Origin of the sequence: Streptomyces sp. NPDC007917, from assembly GCF_042959105.1 — a bacterium.
Classification (GTDB): Bacteria; Actinomycetota; Actinomycetes; order Streptomycetales; family Streptomycetaceae; genus Streptomyces.
In genome coordinates this window covers 184,823-197,299 of record NZ_JBIBKK010000004.1, presented here as the reverse complement: position 1 = coordinate 197,299, position 12,477 = coordinate 184,823, and the positions used below count along the sequence as shown (strand labels likewise).

13 protein-coding genes are annotated in these 12,477 nt (G+C 74.0%); 7 read left to right on the top strand and 6 right to left on the bottom strand.

Going from position 1 to position 12,477, the window contains the following annotated elements; translation table 11 throughout:
- The first annotated feature begins 50 nt into the window (after positions 1-50).
- Complete coding sequence (locus ACFZDL_RS09370; protein ID WP_353589940.1) at positions 51-269, top strand: dodecin; 219 nt, start codon at positions 51-53, stop codon at positions 267-269.
- An 86-nt stretch (positions 270-355) separates the two neighbouring features.
- Here the strand turns inward: ACFZDL_RS09370 and ACFZDL_RS09365 are convergent, their stop codons facing one another.
- Complete coding sequence (locus ACFZDL_RS09365; RefSeq protein ID WP_353589939.1) at positions 356-817, bottom strand: universal stress protein; 462 nt, start codon at positions 815-817, stop codon at positions 356-358.
- Positions 818-921: 104 nt separating this feature from the next.
- Between ACFZDL_RS09365 and ACFZDL_RS09360 the strand changes: the two genes are divergently transcribed.
- Positions 922-1,773 (top strand): metallophosphoesterase, encoded by an 852-nt coding sequence (locus ACFZDL_RS09360; protein WP_353589938.1) that lies wholly within the window; start codon positions 922-924, stop codon positions 1,771-1,773.
- Positions 1,774-1,838: 65 nt separating this feature from the next.
- Entirely contained in the window at positions 1,839-3,128 is a 1,290-nt protein-coding gene (locus ACFZDL_RS09355) for a cytochrome P450 (RefSeq protein WP_353589937.1), read from the top strand.
- Here the strand turns inward: ACFZDL_RS09355 and ACFZDL_RS09350 are convergent.
- Entirely contained in the window at positions 3,106-3,861 is a 756-nt protein-coding gene (locus tag ACFZDL_RS09350; protein ID WP_353589936.1) for a hypothetical protein, read from the bottom strand. The two genes, ACFZDL_RS09355 and ACFZDL_RS09350, sit on opposite strands and share 23 nt — an antisense overlap.
- Before the next feature lie 90 nt (positions 3,862-3,951).
- On the opposite strand from ACFZDL_RS09350, the gene ACFZDL_RS09345 reads away from it, so the two are divergent.
- Positions 3,952-4,599, top strand: a complete 648-nt coding sequence (locus tag ACFZDL_RS09345) for a hypothetical protein (RefSeq protein ID WP_353589935.1) — start codon at positions 3,952-3,954, stop codon at positions 4,597-4,599.
- 153 nt (positions 4,600-4,752) lie between these two features.
- Here ACFZDL_RS09345 and ACFZDL_RS09340 read toward each other — a convergent pair whose 3' ends face one another.
- Positions 4,753-6,399 (bottom strand): acyl-CoA dehydrogenase family protein, encoded by a 1,647-nt coding sequence (locus tag ACFZDL_RS09340; protein WP_353589934.1) that lies wholly within the window; start codon positions 6,397-6,399, stop codon positions 4,753-4,755.
- Between the two features lie 86 nt (positions 6,400-6,485).
- Here ACFZDL_RS09340 and ACFZDL_RS09335 point away from each other — a divergent pair, with 86 nt between their 5' ends.
- Positions 6,486-7,316: a PaaX family transcriptional regulator C-terminal domain-containing protein gene (locus ACFZDL_RS09335; protein WP_353589933.1), complete on the top strand. Its 831-nt coding sequence runs from the start codon at positions 6,486-6,488 to the stop codon at positions 7,314-7,316.
- Positions 7,317-7,512: 196 nt separating this feature from the next.
- On the opposite strand, the gene ACFZDL_RS09330 is transcribed toward ACFZDL_RS09335, so the two are convergent.
- The 3 genes from ACFZDL_RS09330 to ACFZDL_RS09320 form a co-directional block, all read right to left on the bottom strand.
- Entirely contained in the window at positions 7,513-8,517 is a 1,005-nt protein-coding gene (locus ACFZDL_RS09330) for a LacI family DNA-binding transcriptional regulator (RefSeq protein ID WP_353589932.1), read from the bottom strand.
- Positions 8,518-8,659: 142 nt separating this feature from the next.
- Entirely contained in the window at positions 8,660-9,661 is a 1,002-nt protein-coding gene (locus ACFZDL_RS09325) for an acyl-CoA dehydrogenase family protein (RefSeq protein ID WP_353589931.1), read from the bottom strand.
- A gap of 43 nt (positions 9,662-9,704) precedes the next feature.
- Positions 9,705-10,913, bottom strand: coding sequence for an acyl-CoA dehydrogenase family protein (locus ACFZDL_RS09320; protein ID WP_353589930.1), 1,209 nt, complete (start codon positions 10,911-10,913; stop codon positions 9,705-9,707).
- A gap of 58 nt (positions 10,914-10,971) precedes the next feature.
- Between ACFZDL_RS09320 and ACFZDL_RS09315 the strand changes: the two genes are divergently transcribed.
- Together ACFZDL_RS09315 and ACFZDL_RS09310 are read left to right on the top strand one after the other, a co-directional pair.
- Positions 10,972-11,781, top strand: coding sequence for an SDR family oxidoreductase (locus ACFZDL_RS09315; RefSeq protein WP_353589929.1), 810 nt, complete (start codon positions 10,972-10,974; stop codon positions 11,779-11,781).
- A 32-nt stretch (positions 11,782-11,813) separates the two neighbouring features.
- Positions 11,814-12,437, top strand: coding sequence for a TetR/AcrR family transcriptional regulator (locus ACFZDL_RS09310; protein WP_353589928.1), 624 nt, complete (start codon positions 11,814-11,816; stop codon positions 12,435-12,437).
- The last annotated feature ends 40 nt before the right edge of the window (positions 12,438-12,477 follow it).

Sequence of the window (12,477 nt, the reverse complement as noted above, 5' to 3'; positions counted from 1 at the left end):
GGCAGCCTGATGCACGGTGGGAGGGGCGACTCACGGTGAGGGGAAAGGCCATGTCCAACCACACATACCGTGTCGTCGAGATCGTCGGCTCATCGGCCGACGGCATCGACGCGGCGATCACGAACGGCATCGACCGGGCCTCGAAGACCCTCCGCGAGCTTGACTGGTTCGAGGTCACCGAGATCCGCGGACACATCGAAGAGGGTCGGATCGCGCACTACCAGGTGGGACTGAAGGTCGGGTTCCGTCTGGAGGACACCGACTCCTGACGGCCGGCGGGCCGGCCGCTCCTGCCGCCGTGCCTCGCCCGGGGCCGCGCCGGCGCCCCGGGCGCTCGGCCGCCCCGGGCGTCGGGTCAGGGGACCACGGTCACCGGCCAGCGCCCGGCCTTGACCAGGCGGACCGCGACCGAGCCGACGAAGCGGTGGCCCGCCTGCTCCGACGCGCCGACCACCACGGCGTCGGCCTTGAGTTCGTCGGCCGCCTGCACCAGGCCGTTGTACGGGTCGCCGCGGAAGGTGTGGAACTCCCAGCGCACCTCGAAGACCCCGCGCAGCCGCTCGGCCGCCTGACGGATCTCCTGGATCAGCTCCTCCGCGACCTGCTCGGTGGTCTGGGCCACCGAGGCGCCCAGGGCGGCCCCCGCGGCCAGCACCGGCTGTACGTACACCACCGCGAGCAGCGCGCGCTGGCGCCGGGCCAGGCCGGCCGCGTACGACGCGGCGCGCCAGGAAGAATCGGAGCCGTCCACTCCGACCACGATGACTTTCGGGCCGTCCGTTCCGCGTTCGAAGGACGCGGGGAGTTTGTCCACCACATCTGCGAGGCTAGCGCCAGGAAAGGGTAGGTGATCAACCGGCCCGGACCGCGGCGCCTGCGCCGCGACCGCACCATGACCGGCACCGTACGACAGGAGAATCGATGGGCGGAACGCACCGTGGCGAGCTCCTCGCCATCAGTGATCTGCACGTGGCCTACCAGGAGAACCGGGAGATCGTGGAACGGCTGCGGCCGGGCTCGGACGACGACTGGCTGATCGTCGCCGGGGACGTCGGCGAGCTGTTCGCCGACATCGAGTGGGCGCTGGGCCTGCTGAGCGAACGCTTCGCCAAGGTCATCTGGTCGCCCGGCAACCACGAGCTGTGGAGCCACCCCAAGGACCCGGAGAAGACCCGCGGCGTCCGGCGCTACCAGGCGCTGGTCGACATGTGCCGGGCGAAGGGCATCGTCACCCCCGAGGACCCCTACCCGGTGTGGGAGGGCATCGGCGGGCCGCTGACCATCGCCCCGCTGTTCCTGCTCTACGACTACTCGTTCCGACTTGAGGGCCTGGACACCAAGGAGGCGGCCCTCGCCCATGCGCACGAGGCGGGGGTCGTGTGCACCGACGAGCACTTCCTCCACCCGGAGCCGTACGCCACCCTCGACGCGTGGTGCCGGGCCCGCGTCAAGGAGACCGAGGCGAAGCTCGAGGCCTGCGAACCCGAGCTGCGGACCGTGCTCATCAACCACTGGCCGCTGACCCGGCTGCCCACCCGGGTGCTGCGCTATCCCGACTTCGCCCTGTGGTGCGGCACCGAGCTCACCGCCGACTGGCATGTGCGGTTCCGCGCCGAGACCGTGGTCTACGGACATCTGCACATCCCCAGGACCACCGTGGAGGACGGGGTGCGCTTCCAGGAGGTGTCGGTCGGCTACCCCAGGGAGTGGAAGCGCCACGGGCTGCTGCCGGAGGACCCGCTGCGCCGGGTGCTGCCGGTGCCGGTGTCCTGACCCACCGGCCTCACGTACGCGCCCGTCTTGACGGCACCGGCGGGTGGCGCCGTACGGTCACGGCTGTGAACCCTGACGCGGTGTTCCTTCCCGAGACCTACGCCGCCGGTGTCCCGTACGCGCTCTTCGCCGAGGCGCGCGCCACCCGCCCCGTCTGCTGGATCGAGGAACCCGCGGTCGGGGCGTGGCCCGCGGGCCCCGGCTTCTGGGCGGTCTTCCGGCACTCCGACGTCAAACATGTGCTGCGCACGCCGGAGGTCTTCTCCTCCCATCTGGGCGCCACCCAGATCCGCGACCCGGACACGCCCGGCGACCTGGAGTTCGTCCGGGCGATGATGCTCAATCAGGACCCGCCGGACCACTCCCGGACGCGGCGCGTCGTCGCGGCGGCCTTCACCCCGCGCGCGGTGCGCGAGCTGCGGACGGTCATCGAGGCACGCGCACGGGCGCTCGTCGAGGCGGTGGCGCCGCGGGGCGAGGCCGACTTCGTGGAACTCGCGGCGGATCTGCCGGTGTGGACGCTGGCCCACGTCATGGGCGTCCCCGAGAGCGACCGGAGGCTGCTGTTCGACTGGGCGAGCCGGGTCATCGGCTACCAGGACGCCGACTACGCCGACTCCAGCACCGCCGATACCGCGGGGCTCAGCCCGACGGGGCGCGCCGCCCTCGCCCACCGGCCGCCCTCACTGACCCGCCCGGACGGCCGGCCGATGAACCCGCGCTCCCGCGAGGCGCTGGCCGACATGTTCGCCTACGCCCACGCGCTGGCCGAACGGCCCAGACCCGGCACCGTGATGGCCCACCTGCGGGAGGGCGGCCTGAGCCGCGAGGAGTTCGAGAACATGTTCTTCCTCTTCGCCGTGGCCGGGAACGAGACCCTGCGCAACGGCATCCCCGGCGGGCTGCTGACCCTGCTCGACCACCCCGAGAGCCATGAACTCCTGCTGGCCCGCCCGGAGCTGACCGACTCCGCGGTGGAGGAGATGCTGCGCTTCTGGCCGCCCGTCATCGACTTCCGCCGCACCGCGACCCGCGAGGTGGAGCTGGGCGGGCAGCGCATCCGGCGCGGCGACAAGGTCGTCGTCTACCACGCCTCCGCCAACCGCGACGAGACGGTCTTCGCCGACCCCGACCGCTTCGACATCACCCGCAGCCTGGGCGACCACGTCAGCTTCGGCCACGGCCCGCACTTCTGCCTGGGCGCGCACCTCGCCCGGCTGCAGATGCGGGCGATGCTGCGCGGCGCCCTGACCCGCCTGCCCGGGCTGCGCCGGGCAGGCGAGCCGGTGCGGCTCACCTCCAACTTCCAAAACGGCCTCAAACACCTGCCGGTCAGCTGGGAAACAGATCTCTGAACGGGTCGGCCGCGTCCCCGACCGACCGGCCGAAGGGCGCGTCGAAGTCCCAGACCAGGAAGAGCAGAAAGACCATCAGCGCGCAGAACATCACGGACATCGCCAGCTCGCGCGGTGTACGGCGGATCTGCAGCGTGAACAGCAGCCCGACCACCAGCGCCGCGCCGACCACCAGCCCCAGCCAGACCACGTGGGGCATCGTCGGCCCGGCGTTCTGCGCCCGCGCCTCGCGGGCTGCGTCCACCGCGGCGACCTGGTCCACCAGCGGCTGGTAGATGTTCCACTCCCGCTCGGTGCGCGGGGTGTAGTCGGTGACATCGCGCCGCAACTGCGCCAGCAGCGTGGCGCCGCGGTCGGTGAGCTCGCCCTTGTCGATCATCACCTGCCACTCCTTGGACACCACATGGTCCGCGTACGCCTTGGCGTCCGCGCGGATGCGGTCGCGCACCGGCGCGGGGTAGCCGGCCGCGCGCTCGCTCACCTCGTGCAGCGCCTGCGCCTCCGTGCGCACGCCGTCCTGCGCGGCGCCGCGCGCCTCCCAGACGCCGGCGATGGCCAGGCCCAGCACGATGGCGTACACCACGCCGATCATCATGGTCATGTACTCGATGACATCGGGGGTCTCGGAGGGGTCGTCGTCCTCCGGGACCCGCCGCTGGTTCAGCAGTGTGACGGCCAGGACGAGCGCACAGACCCCCGCCGTCACGAGAATCAGAATCAGCCATTCGGGCATGGGCAACCTCCGTCAGGTCGTCGGCGGCGGCGTCAGCCGCGCGACCCGCGGCCGCGCGCGGCGGAGCGCGAGCGCGAACGGGGGCGCAGGGTGGCGGCCGCGAGCACCGCGGGCGCGGTGATCAGCAGGGTGAAGGTGACCAACGAGACGCCGCCGCCCGACTGCTGGGGCGCGGGCGGGTGGTACGCGCTCAACTCCGCGGTACGAGGCGGGCCGGTCGGCGCCGGTGAACTCGGCGTCGGCGTCCTGGGCGGCTTCTTGGCGGCCGACGGGGAGGGCGGCGGGGGAGCGGTGGGGCGTGCGGGGGGCGGCGCGGCCGAGGACGGCTTCGCGGGAGGGGTGGGCGCCGGGGTGTGGGTGGGGCGGTGTGTCGGTGTGGGCGCCGTCGTCTGCGTGGGGGTGGGCGTCGGCGTCGACGTATGCGTGGGGGTCGGCGTGGGGGTGTCCGTCGGCGTCGGCGTTGGGGTCGGGGTGGCCGTCGGCGTCTGGGTGGGGGTGGGCGTCGGCTTTGGACACCACCACCCCGGCCAGTCCAGGTCAACACCCGGAATGCGCACCTCGATGTGGAGGTGGATGCCCCCGTGCGGGCCATGCGCCGAGTGGTCGGGCCCGTCAGCCCCGGCCCGGTCCGCCCCGGCCACAGGGCCCGCCCCTGTCGAGGCGAGCACCAAAGCCGTGGCGAGAATCCCTGAACGCCACGTGCGTTGCCATCGGTTCACGACCGAGATCTTCGGCTGATCGGACCCGTTACAGCCGCATGCCAGCCTGGATTCCCTCGAATAGGTGAATTTGCGCGGAATCCCCCCGTCCGGGCCGTGGCCGTGTCGGGCTGGGCGCCCGGCAGAGCCGCGGCCTTGAACGGGGGTCTTGACCGGCGGCCTCAGCAGACGGTCACCGCGCGTCCTTGAGGCGCACCCGGTCCAGGATCGGGCCGGTGTCCACACCGGGCGGCAGGGTGCCGAAGGCGTGGCCCCAGTCGCCGCCGAGCCGCGAGGCGCAGAAGGCGTCCGCCACCGCCGGGTGGCTGTGCCGCACCAGCAGGCTGCCCTGCAGGACCAGCGTCATCTGCTCGGCGAGGCGGCGGGCGAGCAGCTGCGCCCGCTGTGGATCGGCGAGCTGCGGCAGCAGGTCGCGGAGGCGGGCGACGGCCGCGTCCAGCCGCGCGTCGGCCCCGGCGGCGGCGTCCACCTCGGCCAGGAAGGCGTCCAGCGCCCCCGCCTCCCGCCCCAGCGCGCGCAGGACGTCGAGGGCCGCGACATTGCCCGAGCCCTCCCAGATCGACAGCAGCGGCGCCTCCCGGTACAGCCGCGGCATGCCGGAGTCCTCGACGTAACCGTTGCCGCCCAGGCACTCCAGGGCCTCCGCCGCATGCGTGGCGCCACGCTTGCACACCCAGTACTTGCTCACCGCGAGCCCCAGCCGGCGCAGCGCCGCCTCCGACTCGTCCCCGGCCTGGGCCCGGTCCAGGGCCGCCGCCAGCCGCAGCGCGAGCGTCGTGGCGGCCTCCGACTCGACAGCCAGATCGGCGAGCACATGGCGCATCAGCGGCTGGTCGATCAGCTCCGCGCCGAACGCCCGCCGGTGCTCGGCGTGGTGCAGGGCCTGCCGGAGCCCGGCCCGCATGCCCGCCGCGGAGCCGATGACACAGTCGAGCCGGGTCACATTCACCATCTCGACGATCGTCCGCACCCCCCGGCCCGGCTCGCCGACCCGCCAGGCCACTGCGCCGTCGTACTCGATCTCCGAGGAGGCGTTGGAGCGGTTGCCGAGCTTGTTCTTGAGCCGCTGCAGGCGCATCGCGTTGAGCGTCCCGTCGGGCAGCACGCGCGGCACCAGGAAACAGGTCAGGCCCTCGTCGGTCCGGGCGAGGGTGAGGAAGATGTCGCTCATCGGCGCGGAGGTGAACCACTTGTGACCGGTCAGCAGGTAGCTGCCGTCCGCCTGGGGGAGGGCCCGCGTGGTGTTGGCCCGTACGTCCGAGCCGCCCTGCTTCTCCGTCATCGACATGCCGGCGATCAGCCCCCGCTTGCCCAGCGGCGGGCGCAGCCCGAAGTCGTAGTCGCGGGCGGCCAGCAGCGGCTCGTAGGCGGCCGCGAGCTCGGGCTCGGCGCGCAGCGCCGGGACCGAGGCGTACGTCATGGAGATGGGGCAGCCATGGCCCGGCTCGGCCTGCGCGAAGCAGTAGAACTTGGCCGCGCGCACCAGATGCGCGCCCGGCCGGGGCTCGCTCCAGGCGGCGGCGTGCTGCCCGCTGGCCACGGCGGCGGCCATCAGCTGGTGGTACGCCGGGTGGTACTCGACCTCGTCGACGCGGTGGCCGTACCGGTCGTGGGTGTGCAGCACCGGAGGGTGCTCCTCGGCCATCCGCGCCCAGTCCTGGACCTCGGCGGACCCGGCCAGCGCGCCCAGCTCCCGCACCTCCTGCTCGCCCCAGCCCCCTCCATCCCGCCGCAGGGCCTCCAGCAGCGCCGGGTCGTCGGCCGTGCTGAAGCCGGTCAGCGGCGGCGCCTGGTTGAGGACTTCATGCGTGGCACCCATGGCGTCTCCTCGTGTGCGAGGGCCCTGCACTCTTACACTTCCATCATGCTTGACGAAGAACTGTAATGGATAGGGTTCGGGCACATATGGACGACACCCGCGACACCCACGGCCCCCGCGATTCCGCTGAACCCCGCGCCGCCGCCGCTCCCGCCGCCGCTCCTGGCGCCGCCGGCCCAAGCCCCGCCGGGGCCCTCGCGCTGCGCCCGCTGACGGCCCGCTCGATCGTGCTCAGCACCCTGCTCGGCCACCACCCGCCCGAGCTGCCGGCCCGTGCCCTGGTCCGGGTGGGGGCGCTGTTCGGCACGGCGGAGGGCACCGTCCGGGTCGCGCTCACCCGCATGGTCGCGGCCGGCGACCTCGAGCAGCACGGCGGCGCCTACCGGCTCACCGACCGCCTCCTGGCCCGCCAGGCCCGGCAGGACGACAGCCGTGCCCCCCGCACCCGGCGCTGGGACGGCGGCTGGGAGATCGCGGTCGTCACCTCCGACCGGCGGGCCGCCCCCGAGCGGGCCGCGCTGCGCCAGGCCATGGCCGCCCTGCGCCTGGCCGAGCTGCGGGAGGGCACCTGGCTGCGCCCCGCCAACCTCCTACGGCCGCGCCCGGCCGTCGCCGCCGAGCAGTGCGCATGGCTCACCGGCACGCCTGAGGACGACCCGGTCCGGCTCGCGGCCCGGCTGTGGGACCTGGACGGCTGGGCGGCCCGGGCCCGGCTGCTGTCGGCGGCCCTGGAGCGGGCCGACGGACCGGCCGAGCGGTTCACCGTCGCGGCCGCCGCGCTCCGCCACCTCCTCGCCGACCCGGTCCTGCCCACCCGGCTGCTGCCCCCCGACTGGCCGGGCGCCGAGCTGCGCCGCGGCTACGACGCCTTCGAGCGCGAGTTCCGGGCCCTGCTGCCCCGGTACGCGGGGGACTGACCGCAGGAGATCGGGCCGGCTAGGCCCTGTCGTCAAAGTAGCGCCGTCCGCCCGCAGGGCGGGCCCCACGGCGTCTGGTGCGTGCGATCGCAAGGCGGAGGGTCGTCCTCGTAGTGGGCCTACTCGGACGATCCCGACAACGCAGCGAGCGCGCGTGCCAGGCGTCGTGGGGCAGGCGGGACTTTGACGACAGGGCCTAGGCCGACTCCCGCAGCACCAGCTCGGTCGGCAGGACCAGCGACGGCTCGATCTGCTCGCCGGAGGCGAGGCGCAGCAGCTGGTGGGCCAGCCGCCGGCCGATCCGCGCGATGGGCTGGCGGACCGTCGTCAGCGGCGGATCGGTGTAGCCGGCGGTCTCGATGTCGTCGAAGCCGACCACGGCGACGTCGTCCGGCACCCGGCGCCCGGCCTGCCGCAGCGCCCGCAGCACGCCCACCGCCATCAGGTCGGAGGCCGCGAACACCGCGTCAAGTCCCGGCTCCTCGCGCAGCAGCTCGCGCGTCGCGGCCACGCCCGACTCCTGCGTGAAGTCACCGACCGCGACGGTCGCGGGCAGCCGCGCCTCGTCCAGCGCCGCCCGGTACCCGGCCAGCCGGTCGATCCCGGCCACCATGTCCTGCGGGCCCGCGACGGTGGCGATCCGGGTGCGCCCCGAGCGCACCAGATGGCGTACGGCGGCGGCCGCGCCCCCGGCGTTGTCCACACCGACGTACGGCAGGGACACCGGGCCGAGCAGCCGCTCGTTGGAGACCACCGGGATGCCCATGCGGGCGAGGGAGGCGGGCAGCGGGTCGGCACCGTGTACGGAGGCGACCATGACCCCGTCGACATGGCGCGCCAGGGCGAAGCGCTCGATGCGGTCCCGGCTTGCGGGGGAGCGGGCCATCATCAGCACCAGCTGCTTGTCGGCCTCCTCCAGCCGCTGGCTCACCCCGCGCACCAGGCCGGGGAAGAACTGGTCGTCGGAGAAGACCCGGCCCGGCTCCTCGGGCAGGACGAGCGCGAAGGAGTCGGTGCGCTGGGTGACCAGGCTGCGGGCCGCCTGGTTGGGGACGTACCCCAGCTCCCGGATGGCCCGCTGCACCGCCTCGCGGGCGTCCTCGCCGACCCTGGTGGAGCCGTTGACGACGCGGGACACCGTGGCGCGCGAGACGCCCGCGTGCAACGCCACGCTCTCCAATGTGGGCCGGGTCCGGTGCATGGGCGCGATACCTCGTTCTCCGTCGCTCTTCGCCGAGCCGCTGGTCCGTGCCGGCCGGTCGTCACAGCATGGATCACCCGGTGCGGCGGACGGCACCCTTCGGCCGAACTGTCATCGGCTGACCGCTCACGGCGGCGCCCGCTCAGGGCGCCAGGACGCGGGCGCGGCAGACGGAGGGGGAGCCCCAAGCGGCGCGCAGCGCACGGGCCTTGCGGATCCACAAGGACAGGTCGTACTCGTCCGTGTAGCCGATCGCGCCGTGCAGCTGAAGCGCGGTCCTGGCCGCCGCGTACGCCGCCTCGCCCGCGGCGACCTTGGCGGCGGCGACCTCCGCGCCGGCCCGGCCGGGGCCGCCCGCCAGCGCCAGCGCGGCCCCGTACAGCAGCGGCCGGGCGAACTCCAGGGCGATGGCCGCGTCCGCGAGCTGATGCTTGACCGCCTGGAACGAGCCGATCGGGCGGCCGAACTGGGTGCGCTGCCTGACGTACGCCACGGTCCGGTCCAGCAGCGCGAGCCCGGTGCCGAGCGCCTGCGCGGCCGTCGCGAACGCGGCCCAGTGCGCGGCGCGCGCGGCCGCCGCCGCGACGGCGGGGCCGCTCGCCAGCGCCTCGCCGCCGCCCAGCGGCCGGGCCAGCCGCCTGGCCGGATCCAGCGAGGGCTGCACCGTCCCGTGCCCCGGGGCCACCCGCAGCCGCTCGCCCTCGACGACGAACACCGCGTCGGCGGCGTCCGCGTCCAGCGCGTACGGACCGCCCGCGTCCGCCGCGAGCGTGACCACCGCCTGCCCCGCCGCGATGCGCGGCAGCCAGTCCTTCGCCGCCGCTGCCGCGTCGCCGCGCTCGGCCAGCGCGGCGAGGAGGACCGCTGCGGCGGCCGTCTCGACCAGCGGCCCCGGCACCCCGTGCCGGCCCGCCTCCACGTACGCCACCGCGAGCTCCACCGGCAGCGGCCCCACGCCCTCGTACTCCTCCGGAACGGCCAGCGCGAACACCCCGGCCTCGCCCAGCCGCCCCCACACCGCCCGCCCCGGCTCGCGCTCGCCCCGCGCCCAGGCCCGCACCGCCCCCGGGGCCCCGGCGGCGGAGAGCATACGGTCCAGGGTGTGGCCGAATTCCAACTGCTCCTGGTCCAGCAGGAACCTCATCCGTACCGACCCTTCCTCGCTCGTCCCGGCAGGGGACCCCGCCTCATCTGCGGCCCTTCGGCAGTCCGAGCAGTCGCTCGGCGATGATGTCGCGCTGGATCTCGTTGGTGCCCGCGTAGACCGGGCCCGCCAGGGCGAAGGTGTAGCCGTCCGCCCAAGCGCCGCGCGCGGGCGCGTCCAAGGCCCGGTCGGCCAGTTCGCCGAGGGGGCCGAGCAGGTCCAGGGCCGTTTCGTGGAGGGCGATGTCCAGCTCGGACCAGAAGACCTTGTTGAGGCTCGACTCGGCGCCCAGGGAGCCGCCGGCGGCCAGCCGGGAGGCGGCCGCGTAGGCGAAGAGCTCATACGCGCGGGCGCGGATCACCGCGTCGGCCACCCGGTCGCGCAGCGCGGACGGGACTTCGGCCGCCGGGTCGGCGCCAGGGGCGGTGCCGGCGGTGTCGGCGGTCTGTTCGCGCCACAGGGCCGCCAGGCGGCGCGCGGCCGCGGTGAAGCGCCCGGGGCTGCGCAGGGTCAGCCCGCGCTCGTTCCCCGCCGTGCTCATCGCCACCCGCCAGCCCTCGCCCGGCTCGCCGATCACGTCCTCGTCCGGCACGAAGACCTCGTCGAGAAAGAGCTCGGCGAAGGCGGGCTTGCCGTCGAGGCGGCCGATGGGGCGCACGGTCACCCCCGGCGCGCGCAGCGCGAACATCAGATACGTCAGCCCGCGATGGGGCGCCGACGCGCCCCGGTCGCTGCGGAAGAGGCCGAAGGCGCGGTCGGCGAAGGCGGCCCGGGACGACCACGTCTTCAGGCCGTTCAGCAGCCAGCCGCCGTCGGTGCGTTCGGCGGTGGAGCGCAGCGACGCGAGGTCCGAGCCGGATTCGGGCTCGGACCAGGCCTGCGCCCAGACGACCTCGCCGCGGGCCAGCGGCGGTAGCACCCTGGCCCGCTGCTCCGCCGTGCCGTGCTCGAAGAGCGTGGGCGCCAGCAGGCTGATTCCGTTCTGGCTGACCCGGCCGGGCGCGCCCGCCGCGTAGTACTCCTCCTCGAACAGCAGCCACTCGATGAGCGACGCGCCCCGCCCGCCGTACTCCTTCGGCCAGCTCACCGCCGACCAGCGGTCCGAGGCGAGCGTCCGCTCCCAGGCACGGTGGGCGGCGAAGCCCTCGGCGGTCTCCAGGGAGGGCAGGGGCTCGGCGGGCACATGCGCCGCGAGCCACCGCCGCGCCTCGTCCCGGAACGCCTGCTGCCGCTCGGTCAGGTCGAGATCCACCGGAGCTCCCGCCCCCCTCCCGTTCCCTAACAAGTGTTTGGTAGGTTACCGTGGCGCCGTGACGGACAACAAGGCGGACAACAAGGCCGACCGAGCGCCCTACGTCCCCGGTCACGGCCTCCTCACCGGCCGCACGGCCGTCATCACGGCCGCGGCGGGCACCGGCATCGGCGGCGCCACCGCCCGCAGGTTCCTCGAGGAAGGCGCCCGCGTCGTCATCGGCGACGCCCACGCCCGCCGGCTGAAGGAGACCGTCACGGCGCTCGCCGGGGAGTTCGGAGCGGACCGGGTCACCGGGACGGCCTGCGACGTGACCGAAGAGGACCAGGTGGCAGCGCTCCTCGACCTCGCCGAGGAGGCCCACGGCCGCCTGGACGCCGTCGTCAACAACGCCGGGCTCGGCGGCACCGCCGAGCTGACCGAGATGACCGACGACCAGTGGCAGAAGGTCATCGACGTCACCCTGGGCGGCACGTTCCGCTGCACCCGCGCCGCGCTGCGCCGGATGAAGGCCGACGGCCGCGGCGGGGTCATCGTCAACAACGCCTCCGTCGTCGGCTGGCGCGCCCAGGCCGGCCAGGCCCACTACGCGGCGGCCAAGGCCGGCGTGATGGCCCTCACCCGCTGCGCCGCCGTCGAGGCCGCCGCCTACGGCGTACGGGTCAACGCGGTCGCGCCGAGCCTCGCCATGCATCCGCACCTGGTGAAGGTGACCACCCCCGAACTGCTCGCCGAACTCACGGGGAAGGAGGCGTTCGGCCGGTACGCCGAGCCGTGGGAGGTGGCCAACGTCATCGTCTTCCTGACCAGCGGCTACTCCTCGTACATGACGGGCGAGACGGTGTCCGTCAGCAGCCAGCGCGCATGAGGCGGAAGGGCCGGGACAGCGACAATGGTCATGTGCCGAAGACCAGCGGAAACAGCAAGAAGACCACCGTGACCCCGTCCCCCCGGCGACGCCGCGAACTGCTCTCGACGGCGGCGGAGGTGTTCGCCGCGCACGGGTACAACGCGACCACCGTGCGCCGCATCGCCGACGAGGCGGGGATGCTGGCGGGCAGCCTCTACTACCACTTCGACTCCAAGGAGGCGATGGTCGACGAGATCCTCTCCACCTTCCTCGACGAGCTGTGGGCCGGCTACGAGGCCGTGCTCGGCGCCGGGCTCGGCCCCAGGGAGACGATCGAGGCGCTCGTCACCGAGTCCTTCCGGGAGATCGACCGGCACCGGGCGGCGGTCGCCATCTACCAGAAGGAGTCCAAGCACCTCTCCGCCCAGCCCCGCTTCGGCTACCTCACCGTCTCGCAGCGGAAGTTCGAGGAGGCATGGCTGGGCACGCTCGAGCGCGGGGTGGCCGAGGGGGTCTTCCGCGCCGACCTCGACATCCGGCTGGCGTACCGCTTTCTGCGCGACACCGTCTGGGTCGCCGCCTCGTGGTACCGGCCGGGCGGACAGCACAGCCCCGAGGAGATCGCCCGCCAGTACCTGTCGATGGTCCTGGACGGCATCACCCCGCGGGCCTGACCACCGGGCTTTACACCGGCTGACACCGGGCTGAAGGAGC